Genomic DNA, 21,681 nt, shown 5'->3' on the forward strand with positions numbered 1-21,681 from the left:
GGATGGACACCGGACCGACCGGCAGCGCCACACCCGACGGCGCCACACCCGACGGCGCCACACCCGACGGCGCCACACCCGACGGCGCCACACCCGGCAGCGGTCACCGCAACCGGCCGCGACGCCGGGGCCCGCAGCTCGACGCCGAGATCCTGCAGGCGACCCTGGCCGAGCTGGCCGAGCGGGGGTACCCGGCCCTGACCGTCGAGCGGATCGCCGCCCGGGCCGGGGCCGGGAAGGCGTCGGTGTACCGGCGCTGGCCGGACCGGGCACATCTGGTGCTGGACGCCGTCCGGTCGGTGATGCCGGAGCCGGAGCGGCCGCCGGACACCGGTTCGCTGCGCGGCGACCTGATCGCGGCGCTGGGGGCGGTCGCCGCGGCGCTGGACGGGGCGCTCGGAGAGGCGCTGCGCGGGCTGCTCGGCGAGCTGCTCACCGGGCCGGACCGGGTCGAGTCGCTGCAGGCACTGTCCCGGCGCAGCGGACGGCGGCTGGTCGCGGAGGTCGTGCGGCGTGCCCACGACCGGGGCGAGCTCGACATGTCCTGGATCACCGACCGGATGCTCGACGTGGCGCCGACCATGCTCCGGTTCCACGTCCTGGTGCACGGCACCCCGGTGCCCGACGACGTGGTCACCGGCATCGTCGACGAGGTCGCCCTGCCACTGCTCGCCCCCGGGCACCGCTAGGGGCCCGGGCCGCGCTGCCGGGTGCGGGTTGTCGATCACCGGTACGGTGTCCGGTATGCCCGTTACATCCGGTCGCGCGCGCCTGCTCGGCGCCGGGGTCCCGCTCGTCGCCGCGCTCGCACTGCTCGCCGGATGCACCGGCGGGGGCGCGGAACCGCAGCCCGGGGCGGACACCCCGGACGGGCCGGAGCTGAGCTCCGCCTCCGTCGCACCCGCGGACGGCCTGCTCCCGCAGGCCACCGCCGGGGAGCCCGAGGTGCTGGCGACCGGACTGTCCGCACCGTGGGCGGTGGCGTTCCTGCCGGACGGCGACGCGCTGGTCACCGAGCGGGACACCGCGCGGATCCTGCGGCTGTCCCCCGACGGCGAGCTCACCCCGCTCGGCGTCGTCGACCAGGTGACCCCGCAGGGCGAGGGCGGCCTGCTCGGCATCGCGGTGTCCCCGGACTTCGCGACCGACGACCGGGTCCTCGTCTACTACACCGCGGCCGACGGCAACCGGATCGTCGCACTCACCATGGCCGACGACGGCACCATCGACGGCGCCGACCAGCAGACGGTGATCGACGGGATCCCCAGCGGGTTCACCCACAACGGCGGCGCCCTCGTCTTCGGCCCGGACGGCGACCTGTTCGTCGGCACCGGCGACGCGGGCGACCGGTCGCGCTCGCAGGACCCGGACGACCTCGCCGGCAAGATCCTCCGGCTGACCGCGGACGGGGCCGCCGCGCCGGGCAACCCGTTCGGCACCGAGGTGTACGCGCTGGGCATCCGCAACTCGCAGGGCATCGCGTTCGGCCCGGGCGGCGAGGTGTTCGCCACCGAGTTCGGCGCCCGGACCGCCGACGAGATCAACCTGATCGAGCCGGGCCGCAACTACGGCTGGCCCGAGGTCGAGGGCACCCAGGAGCCCCCGATCGACGACGCCTACACCGAGCCGCTGCTCGTCTGGCCGGTCGACCAGGCGTCCCCGAGCGGGCTGGCGCAGGCCGGCGGCTCGCTGTGGATGGGCGCGCTGCGCGGCGAGCGGCTGTGGCGGATCCCGATCGGCGCCGGGGACGGCGCGGCCGGGACCGTCGGGGAGCCCGAACAGCTGCTGAACGACGACTTCGGCCGGCTCCGCGGCGTCACCGCCACCCCGGACGGCTCGGCGCTCTGGATCACCACCAGCAACCGGGACGGCCGCGGGAACCCGACCGGCGACGACGACCGGATCATCGTCGTTCCGCTGGAGTGATCCCGGCGCCGCGGGACGCCGCGGCGGCCCGGCCGAACCGGGCCGCCAGCACGTCCAGGTGCTCCACCAGCTCCGGCGGCTCCAGCACGTGGAAGTCCACCCCGAACGAGCCGAGCCACATGCCGAGCGAGTCCAGCGTCCAGGCGCCGACGGCGAGCTCGCAGCGCCCGTCGCCGAGATCGGTGACGGTGCCCGACGCCGGGGTCACCCACTCCCCCACCTGCTCGGCGGGCGCCTCCAGCAGCACCCGCGCCCGGTACGGGTAGACCCCGCTGGTGATCCCGCGCTGGGCGAACGCGGCGATCCCGCCCTCCGGCGGCTCGCGCGGGACGAACCGCGGCCCGGCGGGCAGCTTCAGCCGCATCCGGTCCACCCGGAAGGTGCGGCGGTCGTCCCGCCCGGTGTCCCAGGCGACCAGGTACCAGCGGCGGCCGGTGTGCACCAGCCCCTCGGGCTCGGCGGTCCGGCGGGTCGGCGTGCCGTCCGCCGCGACGTAGTCGAACCGCAGCAGCTCGTGGTCCCGGCAGGCCGCGGCCAGTGCGGAGAGGTCGTCGGCGTCGACGGTCGGGCCGCGGCCGGCGAGCGTCTCGGTGGCGGTGCCGAGCGCGGTGACCCGGCGGCGCAGCCGGTTGGGCAGCACCTGCTCCAGCTTCGCCAGCGCCCGCACCGAGGTCTCCTCGATGCCGGCGACGGTGCCGCCCGCGGCCGTCCGCAGCCCGACGGCGACGGCGACCGCCTCGTCGTCCTCCAGCAGCAGCGGCGGCAGCGCGGCACCGGCGCCGAGCCGGTAGCCGCCGGTCGTGCCGGGGGTGGAGTGCACCGGGTAGCCGAGGGTGCGGAGCTTGTCGACGTCGCGGCGGACCGTGCGCACGTCGACCTCGAGCCGCTCGGCCAGGGCCGGCCCGGTCCAGTCACGGGGCACCTGCAGCAGCCCGAGCAGGCGCAGCAGCCGCGCCGAGGTCTCCATCACCGGACCAGTGTGCCCGTCGATGCGGACAGTTCCGGTCCTGGATCGCCGGGGTGCCGGGGCGGCCGGACCGGCCGGGTCGGCGGCCGTCTACGGTCGCGCCCGTGGAGACGAGCGAGCGGGTGGGCCGGTACGTCCGGATGGTGGCCGTCGAGGGACAGGGGACCGAGCTGGCCGCGGCGCTGCTCCGGGTCGCCGACGGGATGTCGGTCCAGCCCGGCTGCCTGGCGTACGTGGTCAACGCCGCGCCCGACGAGCCGGACACCGTCTGGGTGACCGAGGTGTGGTCGGACCCGGCGGCGTCCGAGGCCGCGCTCAACCGCGACATCGGCGAGGCCGGGCTCGGCGCGGTGCTGGAACTGCTGGCGGCGCCGCCGGAGTACATCGAGGTCACCCCGCTCGGCGGCCCGGGCCTGCCCTGACCCCGAGGCCCGGCCCGGACCGGCCGCTCAGTTCTGCTGCTCGGTGCGCTCCTTGCGCGCCCGCAGCGACCCCGGCTTCGCCTTCATCCCCGGGTCGCTCCGGGTCTTGATCAGGCTCGCGACGGTGACGATCGCCAGGATGCCCAGGATGACGACCAGGCTGAGCATGGTCGGGATCTCCGGCACCGAGGGCGAGATGTCGACGTGTGCCCAGTGCAGCACCAGCTTGACCCCGATGAAGCCGAGGATGATCGCCAGCCCGGTGGACAGGTACACCAGCCGGTCGAGCAGGCCCTTCACCAGGAAGAACAGCGCGCGCAGGCCGAGCAGGGCGAAGGCGTTCGCGACGAAGACGATGTAGGCCTCCTGCGTCACGCCGAACACCGCCGGGATCGAGTCGAGCGCGAAGAGCAGGTCGATCCCGCCGATCGCCACCAGCACGATGAACATCGGGGTGGCGACCCGGCGGCCGTTCTCCCGGGTGAACAGGCGGCCGCCGTCGTAGTTCTCGGTGACCGGGAACAGCCGGCGCGCACCGCGCACCACGAGATTGTCCTCGACGTCGGGTTCCTCGTCCTTGTGCCGGTAGAGCTGGACGGCCGTCCAGAGCAGCAGCAGGCCGAACAGCAGGAACATGAACGAGAACAGGTTCAGCAGGGTCGCGCCGACCACGATGAAGATCGCCCGCATGATCAGGGCGAGCACGATCCCGAAGGTCAGGACCTTGTGCTGGTGCTCCTCGGGCACCGCGAACGTGGTCATGATGATCACGAAGACGAACAGGTTGTCGACCGAGAGGCTCTTCTCGACGATGTAGCCGGTGAAGTACTGGGTGCCGAAGTCCCAGCCGTGCACCATCGCGAAGACCACACCGAAGGCGATCGCGATCGCGATGTAGAAGACCGACCAGGCCGTCGCCTCGGCGAAGCCGACGCGATGCGGCTTCCACCAGGCGAGAAGCAGGTCGAGCGCGAGCAGCCCCACGATCACGCCGATCGTGATCGCCCATTCGAGCCCGCTGATCTCCAGCACCGGACACTCCTCCCCCCCGGGTGCCACGGCCGGGCCGGTTCGGACCGGTTGCGCGGCGCACCGCGTTGCGCTGTGCACCATAGCGGGGGATACCGACATTCCGCTGCGGAACGGGCGCCGGTGCCGCCCGTTCCGCCGCCGGTCAGCGCCTCGGCGCGGCGAACACCCCGTCCGCGGGGAACGCACCGTTCGCCAGCGCGGTGCGCACCAGCCCGCCGCCGATCTCCCCGAGCCGAGCGGCGCGCTCGCTCCCGAGCGCGGCCCAGGGGGCGGCCCCGATCCGGTGGGTCTCGTCCTCCAGCCGCTTGCGCAGCGCGGTGCCCTCCTCGGTGAGGACCGGATCGACCGCGTCGTCGGACGGGGCCGCCTGCTCCAGCAGGCCGCGCTCGGCGAGCCGGGCGACGCCGTCGTTCCACTCGGTCCGCGACCAGCCGCGGCTGGCCCGCGCGAACGGCACGGTGAACCCGGTGCCGGTCGCGGTCGCGGTGATCAGCGCCTCCAGGCCGCTCAGCCCGGCGGCGGTGAGCAGCGCGATGTGCCCGTCGCCGCGGTGCTCGCGCAGGATCGACAGCGCGTGCCAGAGCACCACGTGCGGCGCCGTCGGCCACTCGAGGTCCAGGTGCGCGGCGGCGAGCGGGCGGCCCTCGGGCGTCACCGCCTCGGCGGCGGTGCGGGCCAGCGCCGCGGCCTCGGCGACCTCGGGCGAGCCCACTCCGTCGTCGCCCAGCAGCCGGCGCAGCGAGGCGTCGGCGACCTCGAACCGGGCCGCGACCAGGTCCGCGGGCGACACCAGGTCCCAGGCCCGCGGGATCGACGCGGCGACCAGCCGGGGCGAGAAGTTGTAGAACGTCGCGGTGACCGTGGACGGCCCGACCGCCCCGATCGGCGCGGCGCGCGGGGCGAAGTAGGTCATCCGGCCCTCGTCGAGACCCGCCCGGACGAACCGGGGCTCGGCCTCGGGCGCGAAGTAGATCTGGGCGTGCAGCGGCTCGAGGCCGCGGGCGAGACGACCGGCGGCGACGGCGGCATCCGAGTTGCTCATGATCGTGACGGTAGCCCGCGCGCCCGCACCCCGCCCGATCCCGCACGGCGCGGCCGGAGCACGGGCCGATGCCCGCCGGCCGGGCGGCCACCCGGTCAGCGCCGGGCCCAGCCCATGCTGCGCTCCACCGCGCGCTGCCAGTTGACGTGCTCCCGGTCGCGCAGGGCGGGATCCATCGACGGCTCCCAGGCGGCGGCCCGGTGCCAGTTGCGGCGCAGCACCTCCTGGTCCGGCCAGTACCCGACGGCGAGCCCGGCGGCGTAGGCGGCGCCGAGCGACACCGCCTCCGATCCCAGCGGACGCTCGACGGTCAGGTCCAGCACGTCGGCGACGCACTGCATGAGCAGGTGGTTCGCCGTCATGCCGCCGTCCACCTTGAGCCGGGTGACGCCGAGCCCGGAGTCGGCGTTCATCGCGTCCAGCACCTCGCGGGTCTGCCAGGCGGTCGCCTCCAGCACCGCGCGGGCCAGGTGCCCGCGATGGATGTAGGACGTCAGCCCGACGATCACCCCGCGCGCGTCCGGCGACCAGCGCGGCGCGTACAGCCCGGAGAACGCCGGGACGACGTAACAGCCGCCGTTGTCCGGGACGCTCAGCGCGAGGGTCTCGATCCGGGCCGCGGTGGAGATCATCCCGAGCGCGTCCCGGAACCACTGGACCAGCGACCCGGTCATCGCGATCGAGCCCTCCAGTGCGTACACCGGCTCGTCGCCGAACAGGTAGCCGACGGTCGGGATCAGCCCGGCGTCCGACCCGGCGATCCGGGACCCGGTGTTCTTCAGCAGGAACGCGCCCGTCCCGTAGGTGCACTTCGCCTCGCCGGGCGCGAAGCAGGTCTGCCCGACCAGGGCCGCCTGCTGGTCGCCCAGCGCGCCGGCCACCGGCACCCCCGGCAGGATCCCGACGCACCTGCCGTAGACCTGCGCGTTCGGCACGATCCGCGGCAGCATCGCCGGCGGCACCCGCAGCGCAGCGCACAACCGGGGCGACCACTCGCAGGTGCGCAGGTCCATCAGCATGGTGCGGCTGGCGTTGGTGACGTCGGTGACGTGCACCCCGCCGTCCGGGCCGCCGGTCAGCCGCCAGATCAGCCAGCTCTCGATCGTCCCGAACAGCACGTCGCCCCGCTCGGCCCCGTCCCGGGCGCCCGGCACGTGATCGAGCAGCCACTGCAGCCGCGGCCCGGCGAAGTAGGTCGCCGGACCGAGCCCGGACACCCGGGCGTAGAGCCCGGCGTCGTCGGCCAGCCCGGCGACGATGCCGTCGGTGCGGGTGTCCTGCCAGGTGATCGCCCGGGCGAGCGGGACGCCGGTGTGCCGGTTCCAGATCACCGTCGTCTCCCGCTGGTTGGCGATGCCCAGCGCGGCGACGTTCTCCGGGCCGAGGCCGGCCTGCCGCAGCGCCGCGGGCACCACCCGGGTCACCGCCCGCCAGATCTCGGCCGCGTCGTGCTCGGCCCGGCCCGGGCTCGGGAAGTGCTGCCGGTGCTCGCGCTGGGCCACCGCGACCATCCGGCCGGACCGGGTGAACAGCAGGCAGCGGGTCGACGTCGTCCCCTGGTCGATCGCCGCGACCACCCGCTCGGACGCCGGGACGGTGGTCACGCGAGCCCCTCCAGACCGGCCGCGATCTCGGCGGCCGCACCGGTCAGCCCGTCCAGCGGATCCGGCCGCGCCCGCCCGTCGCCGCTGAACAGCTGCTCCACCGGTCCCCCGACGCCGAGCGCCGCCACGGTCAGCCCGCCCCCGCTGCGCACCGGCACGGCCAGCCCGCCCGCACCCGGCTCCCACCCGCCCGGGTCGGCGGCCCAGCCGCGCCGCCGGACCGCGGTCAGCTCGCGGGCGAGCACCACCGGATCGACGACGGTGCGCCGGGTGTAGCGGTCCAGCGGCTCCACGACCCGCACCGACGCCGGCGCGAACGCCAGCAGGCACAGCCCCCACGCGGTGGCGTGCAGCGGCTGCACCGTGTTCGTCCGCAGCTCCTGCGGGCTGCCGTCCGGCCGGAACACGTGGTGCACCACGTCCACCCCGCGGCCGTCCGCCGCGGGCACCCCCAGGTAGACCGCACAGCCGGTGCCGGCCGCCAGCGCGTCCGCCCAGTTCATCGCCCGGGCCCGCAGGTCGTGCCGGTCCCACGGGGTGCCGAGCCGGCCCAGCCCGTCGCCCAGCAGGTAACGGCCGGACGCGCCGTCCTGCGCGACCAGGCCCTCCTCGCGCAGCGTCCGCAGGATCCCGTGCGCGGTCGGCCGCGGCAGGTCCAGCGCCGCGGCGAGCTCCGCCAGCGCCAGCGGCCGCCCCGCTCCGCCGAGCAGCCGCAGCAGGGCGGCCGCCCGTTCCACCGACTGGATCTGCCGGGCCACGCCGCCGATCCTAGGCACCGGAAAGCGATCATGGGCCGTTCGACCCGCAACATTCGACATCGCCGAACGCCTCGCGTTGCCGCGGGACCCTGTCGCTCCTAGCGTCCCCGGGCACGCGACGGGGCCGCCCGGCCCCGTGCTGGGACGACACCAGGAGGGGGTTCGATGACGAGCTCCGAGAAGACCGGTGACGGGGCGACCGCCGCCGCACCGAGCACACCGGCCCGCGGCCGGCCGCCTTCCCTGCTCGGCGAGCTGAGCGCCGAGTTCGCCGGGACGATGATCCTGATCCTGTTCGGCGTCGGCGTCGTCGCGCAGGTGGTCACCACACCGGACGGTTCGGCCGGTCAGTACGACTCGATCGCGTGGGCCTGGGGCATCGGCGTGATGCTCGGCGTCTACGTCGCCGGGCGGATCTCCGGCGCGCACCTCAACCCGGCGGTGACGATCGCGTTCGCCGCCTACGACGGCTTCCCGTGGCGGAAGGTCGCCCCGTTCATCGCCGCCCAGTTCCTCGGCGCGTTCGTCGCGGCGCTGATCGTGCGGGCCACCTACGCCGACCTGATCCGCTCGGTCGACCCGACCCTGACCGAGACCCAGGGCATCTTCTCGACCTTCCCGTCCGACGTCACCACCATCCAGACGGCGTTCCTCGACCAGGTGGTCGGCACCGCGATCCTGGTCTTCGTGATCTTCGCGCTGGTGCACCCGCGGAACAAGGGACCGGCGGCCAACATGGCGCCGTTCATGATCGGTGTGCTGGTCGTCGGGATCGGCATGGCCTGGGGTTCGAACGCCGGCTACGCGATCAACCCGGCCCGTGACTTCGGCCCCCGGCTGGCGTCCTGGATCACCGGTTACGAGAACGCCTGGGTGACCGGCGACGGCGTCCAGTACTGGTGGTTGCCGATCCTGGCCCCGATCATCGGTGGTCTGGTCGGCGGCGGGCTGTTCAAGCTCCTGGTCGACCGCTACATCCCGGCCGAGGACGCCCCGCAGGAGGTCGGGCGGGTCTGACGCCCGGCCGATCACGTACCCGACCCGCACATCCTTAGGAGAGCTCAATGGCAGAGTTCGTCGGCGCCGTCGACCAGGGCACGACCAGCAGCCGCTTCATGATCTTCGACCACTCCGGCAACGAGGTGGGCCGCCACCAGCTGGAGCACGAGCAGATCCTGCCGCAGGCCGGCTGGGTCGAGCACGACCCGATCGAGATCATCGAGCGCACCAACACCTGCCTGCAGCAGGCACTGACCAAGACCGGGCTGTCCGCGTCCGATCTCGTCGCGCTGGGCGTCACCAACCAGCGGGAGACGACCGTCGTCTGGAACCGGCGCAACGGCCGGCCCTACTACAACGCGATCGTCTGGCAGGACACCCGCACCGACCGGATCGCCACCGCCCTGGAGCGCGAGGGCAAGGGCGAGGTGATCCGCCGCAAGGCCGGCCTGCCGCCCGCCACCTACTTCTCCGGCGGGAAGATCCAGTGGATCCTGGAGAACGTCGACGGGGTCCGCGAGGCCGCCGAGAACGGCGACGCGATCTTCGGCAACACCGACACCTGGGTGATCTGGAACCTCACCGGCGGCACCCAGGGCGGGCGGCACGTCACCGACGTGACCAACGCCAGCCGCACCATGCTGATGGACCTCGAGACCCTGGACTGGGACGACGAGCTGCTGGGCTTCTTCGGCATCCCGCGCCGGATGCTCCCGGAGATCAAGCCGTCGTCGTCGGCGACCGCGTTCGGCACGACCCTGGCGACCGGGCCGCTGGGCGGCGAGGTCCCGATCACCGGCGACCTGGGTGACCAGCAGGCCGCCACCGTCGGCCAGGTGTGCTTCGCCCCCGGCGAGGCCAAGAACACCTACGGCACCGGCAACTTCATGCTGCTCAACACCGGCAACGAGCTGGTCCGCTCGGAGTCCGGGCTGCTCACCACGCTGTGCTACCAGTTCGAGGGCGAGCGCCCGGTCTACGCCCTGGAGGGCTCGATCGCGGTCACCGGGTCGGCCGTGCAGTGGCTGCGCGACCAGCTGGGGATCATCTCCGGCGCGTCCCAGTCGGAGTCGCTGGCCCGCCAGGTCGAGGACAACGGCGGCGTCTACTTCGTACCGGCGTTCTCCGGGCTGTTCGCGCCGTACTGGCGGTCCGACGCGCGCGGCGCGATCGTCGGGCTGTCCCGGTTCAACACCAACGCGCACCTGGCCCGGGCCACGCTGGAGGCGATCTGCTACCAGTCCCGCGACGTCACCGAGGCGATGTCGAAGGACTCCGGCGTCGCGCTGGACGTGCTGAAGGTCGACGGCGGCGTCACGCTCAACGAGCTGTGCATGCAGATCCAGGCGGACGTGCTCGGCGTCCCGGTGTCCCGCCCGGTCGTCGCGGAGACGACGGCGCTCGGTGCCGCCTACGCGGCCGGCCTGGCCGTCGGGTTCTGGAAGTCCACCGACGAGCTGCGGGAGAACTGGAACGAGGCGCGTCGCTGGGAGCCGCAGTGGGACGAGGCCCAGCGCGACGCCGGGTACGCGAAGTGGAAGAAGGCGGTCGAGCGGACGCTCGACTGGGTGGACGTGGACTGACATCCGCCCGCCCGGTGTCGCCCCGCGGGGCGACACCGGGCACATCCGGGCGCAGAACGCTGTTGGAACGGGTAGTCCCCGTGTGACGCAACGACTCAGAAGGGTCCGATCATGAAATCGGTGGCACTCTCCCCGGAGGCCCGTACCGCGGCGCTGCAGGCGATGGGCGACCGTGAGCTCGACGTGCTCGTGGTCGGCGGAGGTGTCGTCGGCGCCGGAGCGGCGCTCGACGCCGCGACCCGCGGCCTGTCCGTCGGCCTGGTCGAGGCCAGGGACTTCGCGTCCGGCACCTCCAGCCGGTCCTCCAAGCTCGTCCACGGCGGCCTGCGCTACCTGGAGATGCTGGACTTCCGGCTGGTCGCCGAGGCACTCGCCGAGCGCGGGCTGCTCATCCAGCACCTGGCGCCGCACCTGGTCCGCCCGGTGCCGTTCCTCTACCCGCTGCAGCACCGCGGCTGGGAACGGCTCTACGCCGGGGCCGGTGTCGCGCTCTACGACACCCTCGGCTTCCTGTCCGGGCGCTCGCGCGGCGTGCCGCACCACCGGCACCTGACCCGGCGCGGCGCGCGCCGGGTGGTCCCGTCGCTGCGCAAGGACGCACTGGTCGGCGCCCTGCAGTACTACGACGCCCAGGTCGACGACGCCCGGCACACCATGTTCATCGCACGCACCGCCGCCGCCTACGGGGCGCACGTGGCGACCCGGGCGCGGGTGGTCGGGCTGCTCAAGGACGCCGGCCGGGTGGTCGGCGCGACCGTGCAGGATCTGGAGAGCGGCGAGCGGATCGACGTCCGCGCCCGTCAGGTCATCAACGCGACCGGGGTGTGGACCGACGAGACCCAGGCGCTGGCCGGTGAGCGCGGCCTGTTCAAGGTGCGCGCGTCCAAGGGCATCCACCTGGTCGTCCCGCGGGACCGGATCCGCGGCGACTCGGGACTGATCCTGCGCACCGAGAAGTCGGTGCTGTTCGTCATCCCGTGGGGCAGGCACTGGATCATCGGCACCACCGACACCGACTGGGACCTGGACAAGGCCCATCCCGCCGCGTCCGCCGCCGACATCGACTACCTGCTGCGGCACGTCAACGAGGTGCTGGAGCAGCCGCTCACGCACGACGACGTCGAGGGCGTCTACGCGGGCCTGCGCCCGCTGCTGTCCGGTGAGTCGGAGTCGACCTCCAAGCTGTCCCGCGAGCACGCCGTCGCCACCCCGGTGCCCGGCCTGGTCGTGGTCGCCGGCGGCAAGTACACGACGTACCGGGTGATGGCCCGCGACGCGGTGGACGCCGCCGTGCACGGCCTGGACGCCAAGGTCCCGAAGTCGGTCACCGAGGACGTCCCGCTGCTGGGCGCCGAGGGCTTCCACGCGCTGCGCAACGCCACCGCGCGGCTGGCCGCGCAGTCCGGGCTGCACCCGGGGCGGATCGAGCACCTGCTCGGCCGGTACGGCTCGCTGATCCAGGAGGTGCTGGACCTGGCCGCCGAGGACCCGACGCTCGCCGAGCCGCTGGCCGGTGCGTCGGACTACCTGCGCGCCGAGGTCGTCTACGCGGCCTCGCACGAGGGTGCCCGGCACCTGGAGGACATCCTGGCCCGCCGCACCCGGATCTCGATCGAGACGTTCGACCGGGGTGCCGGTGCCGCCGAGGAGGTCGCGACGCTGGTCGCCCCGGTGCTCGGCTGGAACGACGAGCAGGTCGCCCGCGAGGTCGACCACTACGTCAAGCGGGTCGAGGCGGAGCGGGAGAGCCAGCGGATGCCCGACGACGAGACGGCCGACGCGGCCCGGCTCGGCGCGCCGGACGTGGTGCCGGTCAGCGGCTGAGGACCCCGCGGATGGGCGGTCCCGCATGCGGGCGGACCCCGGACGGCCGGTACGTGGTCGTCCGGGGCCGCCGCTGGCGGGCCGCCGATCCGATGCTGCCCGACGACGTGCGGGCCGAGCTGCAGCAGCACCTCGGCCGGGCACGCGCCGAGGTCGGGGCGGGGAAGCGGACCGGCGACGACGACCGCGTCCGCGCCGCCCGGGAGCGGGTCGGCGCCGCCAAGCACGGTCTCGGTGAGCGCGGGACGCCGTGGTGGGAGCAGGACGCGGCGGCCCGCCGCGCCCGCTGGGAGGACGCCCTGCGCGCGCTGCGGCGGTGACCGCCGTCCTCGCAGAACATGCGGATCCGTGTCCCATCGAGGACCGGAGCTGTCCGCATCGGGTCCTAGCGTCGTTCACGTCGGACCGGGGGAACCGGGACGGCACCCGACGACCGAGAGGCGACCCGATCATGAACGCCACAGCCGAGACCACCGGGCAGCAGGCACCGGCCGGTGAGCGCGCCGAGCTGATCACCACCCTGGAGCGGCACCGCGGGTTCCTGCTGCAGACCGCGCAGGACCTCACCGAGGAGCAGGCCCGCACCGCGAGCACGGTCAGTGCGCTGACGATCGCCTCGCTGCTCAAGCACGTCGCGGACACCGAGGAGCAGTGGTTCCGGTTCGCCGTCGAGGGTGCCGGCGCGTTCGGCTCCGAGCACGAGGTCTACGGCGACGACGTCGACTGGAACGCGATCGCCGAGAACGACAGCTGGGCCGGGACCGAGTGGACCGACACCCGGTTCGTGCTCGCCGAGCACGAGACCCTGGAGCACCTGCGGGCCCGGGTCGAGCAGGTCGCCGCCCGCACCGAGGAGGTCCTGCGCTCCGCCGACCTGGACTCGGCGCACCCGCTGCCGGTGGCACCGTGGTTCGAGCCGGGCGTCAGCTGGTCGGTGCGGCGGGTCGCGATCCACGTGCTCGCCGAGATCAGCCAGCACGCCGGCCACGCGGACATCATCCGCGAGGCGATCGACGGCCGGAAGACGATGGGCTGAGCGATGACCACCGCCGACTCCATGTCCGAGCTGCTCGCCGCCGTCCCCGCCGATCTCGACGGGGAGCGCCGCACCCTGCTCGAAACCCTCGCCAAGCACCGGATGCTGCTCCGGCACACCGTCGCCGAACTGTCCGACGCCGACGCCCGGCGGCGCCCCACGGCGAGCGCGCTGACCCTGGCCGGGCTGCTCAAGCACGTCGAGGGCGTCGAACGGGGCTGGGTGGACTTCATCCTCACCGGCACCGTCGAGGGCGCCGACGGCTGGGAGCAGGCCGCGGAGCCGGGGGCCGAACGGGACGACTTCGCCCTCGACGACACCGACAGCGACACCGACAGCGACACCGACGCAGACACCCTGGCCGCGCTGCTCGACCGCTACACCGCGACCGCCGCCCGCACCGACGAGCTCGTCGCCACCGTCGACCTGGACCTCTCGCACCCGTTGCCGCCGGCGCCGTGGTTCCCGGAGGACATGCACTGGAGCGCCCGCCAGGTGTTCGCCCACATCGTCGGCGAGACCGCGCAGCACAGCGGGCACGCCGACATCATCCGGGAGACCATCGACGGCCGGAAGACGATGGGCTGACGCCCGCAGCGCCGGGCCCGGTCACTACCGTCGCGGCCATGGCCGATCTGGTGACCCTCGACGACATCGAGACCGCGGCGGACCGGATCGCCGGGGACGTGCTGCGCACCCCGACGGTCCCCTCCCCCGGGCTCTCCGCGCTGCTCGGCGCCCCGGTCCTGCTGAAGCTGGAACAGTTGCAGCGCACCGGGTCCTTCAAGCCGCGCGGGGTGCTCGCGAAGCTCGCCACGCTCTCCGCCGACGAGCGCGCCGCCGGGCTGGTCGCGGTGTCCGGCGGGAACCACGGCCTGGCCGTCGCCGACGTGGCGGGCGCGGCCGGGGTGGCCGCCGTCGTCGTGATGCCGCAGAACGCACCGGCCCGCTCGGTGGCCGCGGCCCGCGCGGCGGGTGCGGACGTCCGGCTCACCCCGGACATCCCGGCGGCGTTCGCGCTGGCCACCCGGCTGCAGGCGGACGGGATGACGCTGCTGCACCCGTTCGACGATCCGGTCACCCTCGCCGCGCAGGGCACCGTCGGGCTGGAGCTGGCCCGCGACGCGATCGCCCTCGGCGAGCCGCCCACCGACGTGCTGGTCTCGGTCGGCGGCGGGGCGCTGCTGTCCGGGGTGGCGGTGGCGGTCAGGGCGCTGCTCGCGGGAGCCCGGGTGTGGGGGGTGGAGACCGTGGGTGCCGAGGCGATGTCCGCGGCGCTGGCCGCCGGCGGCCCGATCCCGGTCACGATCACCTCGGCGGTCACCACGCTGTCCGCGCCGTCGGTGTCCCAGCTGACCTACGACCACGTCCGCGAGCTGGTCGAGGAGGTGCTGGTGGTCACCGACGCCGACGCCCGCGCCGGCTCGGTCGCGTTCGCCGAACACGCCGGGATCTGGGCCGAGCCGGCCGCCGGTTGCCTGGTCGCCGCGGCGCGGACGGTCCTGGAACGGCATCCCGGCGCCCGCCTCGCGCTGGTGGTCTGCGGCCGCAACGCCGACGTCCCCGGCTGATCACCGGTTGTGGAGCGCAGCGGCCGGGTGGGGGGCACCGCGCTCCACAACCGTCGATCACCGCTGTCGATCACCGTTGTGGATCACCTGGGATGAGCGCGGGTGGTGGCGGCGTTGCCCTGGGGGTGGGACGGGTGGCGGTGGTGGTGATCGGCGCGGGGCAGGCGGGCCTGTCCGCGGCGGCCGGGCTGCGCCGCGGCGGGCTGGTGCCCGGCCGGGACATGGTGGTGCTCGACGGCGAGGACGGCCCGGGTGGCGCCTGGCGGCACCGCTGGCCGACCCTGGTGATGCGCACCGTCAACGGCATCCACGACCTCGCGGGCGTCCGATCCGGGTTCGACGACCCGGGGGCCGATCCGGACCGGCCGGCCCGGGAGGCGGTGCCGGAGTACTTCGCCGAGATCGAGCGGACCGCCGGCCTGCAGGTGGTCCGGCCGGTACAGGTGCACGCGGTGCGGGACGCGGTGCAGGACGCGCCGCCGGACGGCAGGCCGGACGCCCTGCCCCACGCCCTGCCCGACGGCGAGCCCGGCGCCCTGCCCGACGGCGGGCCGGACGCCCTGCCCGACGGCGAGCCCGGCGCCCTGCCGGACGGCGGCCCCGGCGCCCACGCACCCGGACCCGCCCCGGCCGCCCGGTCCGGCCCGCTGGCCGTCGAGACCGACCGCGGCACCTGGATCGCCGACCGGGTGATCAACGCGACCGGCACCTGGACCCGCCCGTTCGTCCCGGCCTACCCGGGGGCGGCGTCGTTCCGCGGGCGCAGCCTGCACGCCCGCGACTACCCGGGCCCGGCGGCGATGGCCGGGCTGCGGGTGGTCGTCGTCGGCGGCGGGATCACCGCGGTGCAGCTGCTGCTGGAGATCGCCCCGCAGGCCGCGGCGACGACCTGGGTGACCCGGCGCGAACCGGTGTGGAACGACGGCCCGTTCGACGCCGAGCGCGGACGCGCCGCGGTGGCCCTGGTCGAGGAGCGGGTCCGGGCCGGGCTGCCGCCGCGCAGCGTCGTCGGGGTGACCGGGCTCGGGCTCACCCCCGAGGTCCGCGCGGGCATCGCGAGCGGGGTGCTGCGGCGGCGGCCGATGTTCGCCGCGCTCACCCCGGACGGGGTGCGCTGGGCCGACGGCAGCACCGAGCCCGCCGACGTCGTGCTGTGGGCGACCGGCTGGCGTCCGGCGCTGGGGCATCTCGCGCCGCTGCGGCTGCGCGGGCCCGGCGGCGGGATCGTGATGGGTGAGCCGCTGGACACCGGGGTGGTCGCCGACCCGCGGCTGCACCTGGTCGGCTACGGGCCGTCGGCCAGCACGATCGGCGCGGACCGGGCCGGGCGCGCCGCGGCCAGGGCGGTACTGCGCGACCTCCCGCTCGCGGCCTGACCGCGGCGCGGCCACCCCCGCTCGGGCCCCGGACACCCGGGCGCGGCCACCCCCGCTCGGGCCCCGGACACCCGGGCGCGGCCCGCCCCGGCGCGGTCCGGCCCCCTGGCGCGGCTGCCCCCGCTCCACCCCGCACCGTCACATCGCGCGTTCCCGGCGCAGCAGCCGGTACTCCCGCACCACCAGCACGATGATCGCGATGTCCAGCAGCGCGAGCACCGGCAGCAGCACCGAACCGGTGTGCCAGGCGTGCACGAGCTCGTAGACCACGAACAGCCCCAGCACCACGACGGCCGGCGGATAGGCCGGCAGCCACCGGCGCAGCAACGCCCACACCAGCGCCAGCTTGATCACCCCGTGCAGCGCCAGGTAGACGATCACGAACGTCCGGCCGCCGCCCGCGACGTCGTCGACGGCCGTCGTGAGATGCCGGGCGAGCGGCGCGTCCGGCGGGCCCAGCAGGTCGCGGGCCAGCACCTGCGCGACCACCCGGTGCAGCCGGTCCCCGGAGACCAGCAGCAGGGCGATCGCGGCGAGCAGCTCGGCCGCCCCGTCCACGCCCTTGACCAGCATCGCGATCCGGAACAACCGCTCGGTCCGCCGCGCGGCCCGCGGCCCGGACGGTTGCGCCATGCCACGAGCCTAGCGACCGGGGCGCCCGCGCCGGCGGGTCAGTCGGTGCGGACCTCCGCGCCGTCCTGGCTCCACCGGGTGTGGAAGGCGCCGTCGGCGTCGATCCGGTGGTAGGTGTGCGCGCCGAAGTAGTCGCGCAGCCCCTGGATCAGGTTCGCCGGGCCGCGCTCGCGGCGGTAGCCGTCGTAGTAGCTCAGGCTCGACGAGAACGCCGGGATCGCGACACCGTGCTCGGTCGCCGTCACCACCACCCGCCGCCACGCGTCCTGCGCGTTCCCGACGGCCTCGGTGAAGTACGGGACCATCAGCAGGTTGTCCAGATCGGGGTGCGACTCGTAGGCCTCGGTGATCCGGTTCAGGAACTGGGCGCGGATGATGCAGCCGCCGCGCCAGATCCGGGCCATCGCGCCGAGATCGAGGTCCCAGCCGTTGGCCTGCGAGGCGGCCCGCATCTGGGCGAAGCCCTGCGCGTAGGCGACCACCTTGGACGCGTAGAGCGCCTGCCGGACGTCGTCGACCAGCCGGTCCACGTCGGCGGCCGGCTTCGGCGCGGGCCCGGCCAGCGTCGTCGACGCGGCCTGGCGCTCGTCGCGCAGCGCGGACAGCGTCCGCGCGAACACCGCCTCGGTGATGCCGGTGAGCGGGACGCCGAGATCGAGCGCGTCGATCGCCGTCCAGCGGCCGGTGCCCTTCTGCTCGGCCTGGTCGGTGATCACGTCGACCAGCGGCCCACCGGTCCGCTCGTCGGTCTTGGCCAGCACGATGCCGGTGATCTCGATCAGGAACGACTCGAGGTCGCCGGTGTTCCACTGCTCGAAGATCGTCCCGATCTCCGGCGCGGAGAGCCCGCCGACGTGCGTCAGCAGGTCGTACGCCTCCGCGATGAGCTGGATGTCGGCGTACTCGATGCCGTTGTGCACCATCTTCACGTAGTGCCCGGCGCCGCCCGGCCCGACGTGCGTGCAGCAGGGGGTGCCGTCGACGTTCGCCGCGATCGCGGTCAGCACGTCGGCGATCTCGGCGTAGGCGGCCGGGTCCCCGCCGGGCATGATGCTCGGCCCGTTGAGCGCGCCCTCCTCGCCGCCGGACACGCCGATGCCCATGAACCGCAGGCCCAGCTCCGCGCAGTGCGCGGTGCGCCGGTCGGTGTCCGGGAAGTGCGAGTTCCCGGCGTCGACGATGATGTCGCCCTCGTCGAGCAGCGGCGCCAGCTCGTCGATGACGGCGTCGACCGGCTTGCCCGCCTTCACCATGACGACGATCGTGCGCGGCGTCTGGAGCGCGTCGACGAAGTCCTGCAGCGACTCGGAGCCGGTGAAGGCGCCCTCGTGGCCGTAGTCCTCGATGAACTGGGTGGTCTTCGCGGTGGTGCGGTTGTGCACCGCCACGGTGAAGCCGCGGCGGGCCATGTTGCGGGCCAGGTTCGCCCCCATCACCGCCAGCCCGGTGACCCCGATCCGGCTCTTCTCCGCCATCGTGCTCCTCCGTCTCGCCGGGCGCGGCCGGCGCCGCGCCGTTCGTCCTGCCCCATCCTGGCCCCTCGCGCCCGCGGCGTGCGCGGACCGTCCGGTGTCCGCTCGGTCACCCCGGTGCGGGCGGGCTCAGCGCAGGAAGTCGAGCAGCAGCTCGCTGGTCCGTTCCGGCGCCTCGGCCGGGATCCAGTGGCCCGCGCCGGCGACGCGCTCGTACCGGAAGTCCTCGGTGAACTCGGCGGAACGTCGCATCTGGCTCTCGGTGAGCGCCATGTCGCGCTCGCTCCACACCCCGAGCACCGGGACCCGGATCGGGGGCAGCTGCATCGGCCCGGTGGGCACGAACGTCGCCGGGTCGATGTTGGCGCGGTACCAGTTCAGCGACGCGGTGAGCGCGCCCGGCCGGGACAGGTCGGCGATCTGCTGCGCGGGCAGCGGGTCCCCGTCGTCGAACGAGACGTGCGCCCAGGTCCGCAGGAACGCCCAGTCGTCGGCGGGCAGCACCTCCTCGGCGACGCCGGGGAACTGGAACCACAGCATGTACCAGGACTTGGCCTTCTGGATGAGCCCGTCGGAGACGAACGCGGCCGGATGCCCGACCGAGAACGCGGCGTAGCGGGTGACCCGCGGCGAGCGCAGCGTGATCGCCCAGCCGAGCGAGGAACCCCAGTCGTGCCCGGCGAGCGCGAAGTCGCCGACGCCGAGCGCGTCCGCGACGCCGAGCACGTCGGCGGCGAGCGCCCCCATCCGGTAGTTCTCGACGCCCTCGGGCCGGTCGGAGTCGCCGAAGCCGCGCAGGTCCGGGGCGATCACCCGGTGCCCGGCGGCGGCCAGCGCGGCGATCTGGTGCGCCCAGAGGGTCGCCCGGTCCGGCCAGCCGTGCAGCAGGACGACGGGCGGGCCGGATCCGCCGGTGTCCAGGACGGAGAGGGTGGTTCCCTGCGGCGTCGCGCCGGGGACGGTGATCCGCTGCGGTGCGGGAAGGGCCGGGTGGGGTGAGGCCATGGCCGCGACAGTAACCCGGCCCCCCGACATACCGGACCCGCTCAGGCGAACAGCGCAGGAAGCGACGGTGAGAACACCGGAAAGGAGAACACGGGAACGCCGGAATGCGCTACTCTGTGGGGTGCCTTCAGATAGCAAAGCCACAGCGGTACACTTCAATGATAGCACGGTCGGCAAGCCCGGTACCAGCCCCCGGTTCGCCGAGGAGCTCGCCGCCGAGACCACCCGGCTCCGGTGGCTGCACGGGCTGCTCACCGCCGAGCTCACCGCGGTCGACACCCGCGCCGCGACCGCCCGGTCCACCCCCGCCGGCGAGGAGCTCAGCGCCCGCTGGGAGCGCGACGTCTCGGAGTTCCGCTGGTCGGAGCGGGCCGGTGCGCTGCGGGCCGCCCGGTACGGGCTGTGCTTCGGCCGGCTCGACCACACCGACGGCGGCCCGACCTACGTCGGCCGGATCGGGCTCACCGACCCGGCCGACGGCGAGAGCGCGCTGATCGACTGGCGGGCGCCGGCCGCCCGGCCGTTCTACTGCGCCACCCCGGTCACCCCGCTCGGCGTGACCCGGCGCAGGCACTTCCGGCTGGCCGGCACCGCCCCCGACGAGCGGGTCGACACCTTCCACGACGACGTGCTGGACGGCACGCTCGCCCACCGCACCGAGGCCGCGTCCGATCCGGCCCTGCTGGCCGCGCTGAAGGCACCGCGCGGATCGACGATGCGCGACATCGTCACCACCATCCAGGCCGAGCAGGACGACATCATCCGGCTGCCGCTGGCCGGCACGGTGGTGATCGAGGGCGGGCCGGGCACCGGCAAGACCGCGGTCGCCCTGCACCGGGTGGCCTACCTGCTCTACGCCCACCGGGACCGGCTCGCCCGCAGCGGCGTGCTCGTCGTCGGGCCCAGCGCCGGGTTCGTCCGCTACGTCGGCGGGGTGCTGCCCGCGCTCGGCGAGTCCGCCGTCGTGTTCACCACGCCGGGGCGGCTCGCGCACGGGATCGTGGCGACCGCGACCGACCCGCCGGAGGCCGCCCGCCGCAAGGGCGACCTGTCGATGATCGACGTGCTCCGCCGCGCCGTCGCGGACCGGCAGGAGCTGCCCGCCGCGACCGTCGCGATCGAGCTGGAGGACGTGACGCTGCGGCTGGACCGGGCGACCGCGGCGGAGGCCCGCCGCCGGGCCCGGGCGACCGGCCTGCCGCACAACGCCGCCCGGGCGACGTTCCGGGACACCCTCGGCAGGCTGCTCGTCGACCAGGGGCTGGAACGGCTGGACACCCGGCTGGCCGACCCGCCGGAGCTGGCCGAGCTGCTCGCCGGGCTGGACCTGCCCGAGATCGAGCCGGCCGGCGCCGCCGAGGTGTCCGCCGACCTGCGCCACGAGCTGCGCTCGGAGCTGCGCTCGGCGCCGGAGTTCCACGCGGCCGTCGAGGACCTCTGGCCGCTGCTGACCCCGCAGCGCGCACTCGCCGACCTCTTCGGCTCCGCCGACCGGCTCGCCGCCGCGGGCGACGGCGACGATCTCGCCGTGCTGCACCGCGCCCCGGAAGCGCCCTGGACGGTCGCCGACGCCCCGCTGCTCGACGAGCTGGACGAGCTGCTGGGCCCGCTCCCCGAGAACGCCGCGGCAGCGGGGAACAGCACCGCCGCGGCCGACGCGCACTACGCCGAGGGCGTGCTGACCGTGCTCACCTCGGCCGACCGGGACCTGGCCGGCGAGGACGCCGACGAGCTGCGGGCCACCGACTTCGTCACCGCCGAGCAGCTCGCCGCGCGGCACGTGCCGGGGGTCCCGCTGACGGTCGCCGAGCGGGCCGCGGGCGACCGCGACTGGCGCTACGGCCATCTCGTCGTCGACGAGGCGCAGGAGCTGTCCGCGATGGACTGGCACGTGCTGCTGCGCCGCTGCCCGTCCCGGTCGATCACCGCGGTCGGCGATCTCGCCCAGCGCAGCGCCCCGGCCGGCGCCCGGAGCTGGGCCGACGTGCTCGGCCCGCACCTCGCCGAGCGCTGGACGCACCGGACGCTGACGGTGAACTACCGGACCCCGGCCGAGATCATGCAGGCGGCCGCCGCCGTGCTGGCGACCTACGCGCCGGACCACCGCCCGCCGGAGTCGGTCCGCGAGACCGGCGAGCAGCCGTGGGAGCGGACCGTGCCGGCCGCGGACCTGGCGGGCGTGGTCGCCGCCGAGCGGGCGCGGCTCGACGGCGGGACGCTCGCAGTGATCGTTCCGGAGGGCACCGACCCGCTGCCCGCCGGAGCCGCCGGGGTGGCCGTGCACACGCCGTCGTCGTCGAAGGGTCTGGAGTTCGACTCGGTCCTGATCGTCGATCCGGACCGGATCCGGGAGCGCGAACCGGCCGATCTCTACGTGGCGATGACCCGGGCGACGCAACGGCTCGGGCAGCTGCACGTCACGCCGTGAGCC

General features: G+C 74.7%; 20 protein-coding genes. 12 read left to right on the plus strand and 8 right to left on the minus strand.

What is annotated here, in order from left to right:
- Positions 1–2: 2 nt before the first annotated feature.
- The gene (locus tag ABD160_RS17190) at positions 3–689 is read left to right on the plus strand and encodes a TetR/AcrR family transcriptional regulator (RefSeq protein WP_344023586.1); all 687 of its coding nucleotides are present in this window, start codon (positions 3–5) and stop codon (positions 687–689) included.
- A gap of 55 nt (positions 690–744) precedes the next feature.
- A complete protein-coding gene (locus tag ABD160_RS17195; RefSeq protein ID WP_344023588.1) occupies positions 745–1,926 on the plus strand; it encodes a PQQ-dependent sugar dehydrogenase in 1,182 nt (393 codons plus the stop codon).
- Here ABD160_RS17195 and ABD160_RS17200 read toward each other — a convergent pair.
- A complete protein-coding gene (locus tag ABD160_RS17200; protein WP_344023590.1) occupies positions 1,904–2,896 on the minus strand; it encodes a helix-turn-helix transcriptional regulator in 993 nt (330 codons plus the stop codon). The genes ABD160_RS17195 and ABD160_RS17200 overlap by 23 nt on opposite strands.
- A 101-nt stretch (positions 2,897–2,997) precedes the next feature.
- Here ABD160_RS17200 and ABD160_RS17205 point away from each other — a divergent pair, with 101 nt between their 5' ends.
- Entirely contained in the window at positions 2,998–3,315 is a 318-nt protein-coding gene (locus tag ABD160_RS17205; RefSeq protein ID WP_344023592.1) for a putative quinol monooxygenase, read from the plus strand.
- Positions 3,316–3,342: 27 nt separating this feature from the next.
- Here the strand turns inward: ABD160_RS17205 and ABD160_RS17210 are convergent, their stop codons facing one another.
- The 4 genes from ABD160_RS17210 to ABD160_RS17225 all read right to left on the minus strand — a co-directional run bounded on the left by ABD160_RS17210 (position 3,343) and on the right by ABD160_RS17225 (position 7,751).
- On the minus strand, positions 3,343–4,347 hold the full coding sequence (locus ABD160_RS17210) for a TerC/Alx family metal homeostasis membrane protein (RefSeq protein WP_344023594.1): 1,005 nt from the start codon (positions 4,345–4,347) through the stop codon (positions 3,343–3,345).
- 142 nt (positions 4,348–4,489) lie between these two features.
- Entirely contained in the window at positions 4,490–5,389 is a 900-nt protein-coding gene (locus ABD160_RS17215; RefSeq protein ID WP_344023596.1) for an SCO6745 family protein, read from the minus strand.
- 95 nt (positions 5,390–5,484) lie between these two features.
- The gene (glpK, locus tag ABD160_RS17220; protein WP_344023597.1) at positions 5,485–6,993 is read right to left on the minus strand and encodes a glycerol kinase GlpK; all 1,509 of its coding nucleotides are present in this window, start codon (positions 6,991–6,993) and stop codon (positions 5,485–5,487) included.
- Positions 6,990–7,751 carry an IclR family transcriptional regulator gene (locus ABD160_RS17225; RefSeq protein WP_344023599.1) on the minus strand — a complete coding sequence of 254 codons (762 nt, stop codon included), beginning with the start codon at positions 7,749–7,751 and terminating at the stop codon, positions 6,990–6,992. The genes glpK (ABD160_RS17220) and ABD160_RS17225 overlap by 4 nt, the downstream gene beginning before the upstream one ends.
- 165 nt (positions 7,752–7,916) lie before the next feature.
- Between ABD160_RS17225 and ABD160_RS17230 the strand changes: the two genes are divergently transcribed.
- From ABD160_RS17230 to ABD160_RS17265, 8 genes are all read left to right on the plus strand, one after another.
- Positions 7,917–8,768: an MIP/aquaporin family protein gene (locus tag ABD160_RS17230; protein ID WP_344023602.1), complete on the plus strand. Its 852-nt coding sequence runs from the start codon at positions 7,917–7,919 to the stop codon at positions 8,766–8,768.
- 47 nt (positions 8,769–8,815) lie between these two features.
- The gene (gene glpK, locus ABD160_RS17235; protein WP_344023604.1) at positions 8,816–10,333 is read left to right on the plus strand and encodes a glycerol kinase GlpK; all 1,518 of its coding nucleotides are present in this window, start codon (positions 8,816–8,818) and stop codon (positions 10,331–10,333) included.
- 111 nt (positions 10,334–10,444) lie between these two features.
- Positions 10,445–12,157 (plus strand): glycerol-3-phosphate dehydrogenase/oxidase, encoded by a 1,713-nt coding sequence (locus ABD160_RS17240; protein ID WP_425563626.1) that lies wholly within the window; start codon positions 10,445–10,447, stop codon positions 12,155–12,157.
- A gap of 11 nt (positions 12,158–12,168) precedes the next feature.
- Entirely contained in the window at positions 12,169–12,477 is a 309-nt protein-coding gene (locus ABD160_RS17245) for a hypothetical protein (protein ID WP_344023606.1), read from the plus strand.
- A gap of 131 nt (positions 12,478–12,608) precedes the next feature.
- Positions 12,609–13,193 carry a DinB family protein gene (locus tag ABD160_RS17250; protein ID WP_344023607.1) on the plus strand — a complete coding sequence of 195 codons (585 nt, stop codon included), beginning with the start codon at positions 12,609–12,611 and terminating at the stop codon, positions 13,191–13,193.
- A gap of 3 nt (positions 13,194–13,196) precedes the next feature.
- On the plus strand, positions 13,197–13,781 hold the full coding sequence (locus ABD160_RS17255; RefSeq protein WP_344023609.1) for a DinB family protein: 585 nt from the start codon (positions 13,197–13,199) through the stop codon (positions 13,779–13,781).
- Positions 13,782–13,819: 38 nt separating this feature from the next.
- On the plus strand, positions 13,820–14,764 hold the full coding sequence (locus tag ABD160_RS17260) for a pyridoxal-phosphate dependent enzyme (protein WP_344023611.1): 945 nt from the start codon (positions 13,820–13,822) through the stop codon (positions 14,762–14,764).
- Between the two features lie 92 nt (positions 14,765–14,856).
- On the plus strand, positions 14,857–16,140 hold the full coding sequence (locus ABD160_RS17265; protein WP_344023613.1) for a flavin-containing monooxygenase: 1,284 nt from the start codon (positions 14,857–14,859) through the stop codon (positions 16,138–16,140).
- A gap of 138 nt (positions 16,141–16,278) precedes the next feature.
- On the opposite strand, the gene ABD160_RS17270 is transcribed toward ABD160_RS17265, so the two are convergent.
- From ABD160_RS17270 to ABD160_RS17280, 3 genes are all read right to left on the minus strand, one after another.
- Positions 16,279–16,773, minus strand: a complete 495-nt coding sequence (locus tag ABD160_RS17270; RefSeq protein ID WP_344023616.1) for a DUF2127 domain-containing protein — start codon at positions 16,771–16,773, stop codon at positions 16,279–16,281.
- Between the two features lie 38 nt (positions 16,774–16,811).
- The gene (gene gndA, locus ABD160_RS17275; protein WP_344023618.1) at positions 16,812–18,248 is read right to left on the minus strand and encodes an NADP-dependent phosphogluconate dehydrogenase; all 1,437 of its coding nucleotides are present in this window, start codon (positions 18,246–18,248) and stop codon (positions 16,812–16,814) included.
- 126 nt (positions 18,249–18,374) lie between these two features.
- Positions 18,375–19,250: an alpha/beta fold hydrolase gene (locus ABD160_RS17280; RefSeq protein ID WP_344023620.1), complete on the minus strand. Its 876-nt coding sequence runs from the start codon at positions 19,248–19,250 to the stop codon at positions 18,375–18,377.
- Positions 19,251–19,371: 121 nt separating this feature from the next.
- Between ABD160_RS17280 and ABD160_RS17285 the strand changes: the two genes are divergently transcribed.
- The gene (locus tag ABD160_RS17285; protein WP_344023622.1) at positions 19,372–21,678 is read left to right on the plus strand and encodes a UvrD-helicase domain-containing protein; all 2,307 of its coding nucleotides are present in this window, start codon (positions 19,372–19,374) and stop codon (positions 21,676–21,678) included.
- The last annotated feature ends 3 nt before the right edge of the window (positions 21,679–21,681 follow it).

Source organism: Pseudonocardia kongjuensis (assembly GCF_039526905.1).
Classification (GTDB): domain Bacteria; phylum Actinomycetota; class Actinomycetes; order Mycobacteriales; family Pseudonocardiaceae; genus Pseudonocardia; species Pseudonocardia kongjuensis.

Bases quoted from the DNA above. Each gene is read 5' to 3' on its own strand.
- gndA (WP_344023618.1), bottom strand. From the start codon at position 18,248: ATGGCGGAGAAGAGCCGGATCGGGGTCACCGGGCTGGCGGTGATGGGG.
- ABD160_RS17245 (WP_344023606.1), top strand. From the start codon at position 12,169: ATGGGCGGTCCCGCATGCGGGCGGACCCCGGACGGCCGGTACGTGGTC.
- ABD160_RS17190 (WP_344023586.1), top strand. From the start codon at position 3: ATGGACACCGGACCGACCGGCAGCGCCACACCCGACGGCGCCACACCC.
- ABD160_RS17270 (WP_344023616.1), bottom strand. From the start codon at position 16,773: ATGGCGCAACCGTCCGGGCCGCGGGCCGCGCGGCGGACCGAGCGGTTG.
- ABD160_RS17195 (WP_344023588.1), top strand. From the start codon at position 745: ATGCCCGTTACATCCGGTCGCGCGCGCCTGCTCGGCGCCGGGGTCCCG.
- ABD160_RS17215 (WP_344023596.1), bottom strand. From the start codon at position 5,389: ATGAGCAACTCGGATGCCGCCGTCGCCGCCGGTCGTCTCGCCCGCGGC.
- ABD160_RS17230 (WP_344023602.1), top strand. From the start codon at position 7,917: ATGACGAGCTCCGAGAAGACCGGTGACGGGGCGACCGCCGCCGCACCG.
- ABD160_RS17280 (WP_344023620.1), bottom strand. From the start codon at position 19,250: ATGGCCTCACCCCACCCGGCCCTTCCCGCACCGCAGCGGATCACCGTC.
- ABD160_RS17250 (WP_344023607.1), top strand. From the start codon at position 12,609: ATGAACGCCACAGCCGAGACCACCGGGCAGCAGGCACCGGCCGGTGAG.
- ABD160_RS17265 (WP_344023613.1), top strand. From the start codon at position 14,857: ATGAGCGCGGGTGGTGGCGGCGTTGCCCTGGGGGTGGGACGGGTGGCG.
- ABD160_RS17260 (WP_344023611.1), top strand. From the start codon at position 13,820: ATGGCCGATCTGGTGACCCTCGACGACATCGAGACCGCGGCGGACCGG.
- ABD160_RS17255 (WP_344023609.1), top strand. From the start codon at position 13,197: ATGACCACCGCCGACTCCATGTCCGAGCTGCTCGCCGCCGTCCCCGCC.
- ABD160_RS17240 (WP_425563626.1), top strand. From the start codon at position 10,445: ATGAAATCGGTGGCACTCTCCCCGGAGGCCCGTACCGCGGCGCTGCAG.
- glpK (WP_344023604.1), top strand. From the start codon at position 8,816: ATGGCAGAGTTCGTCGGCGCCGTCGACCAGGGCACGACCAGCAGCCGC.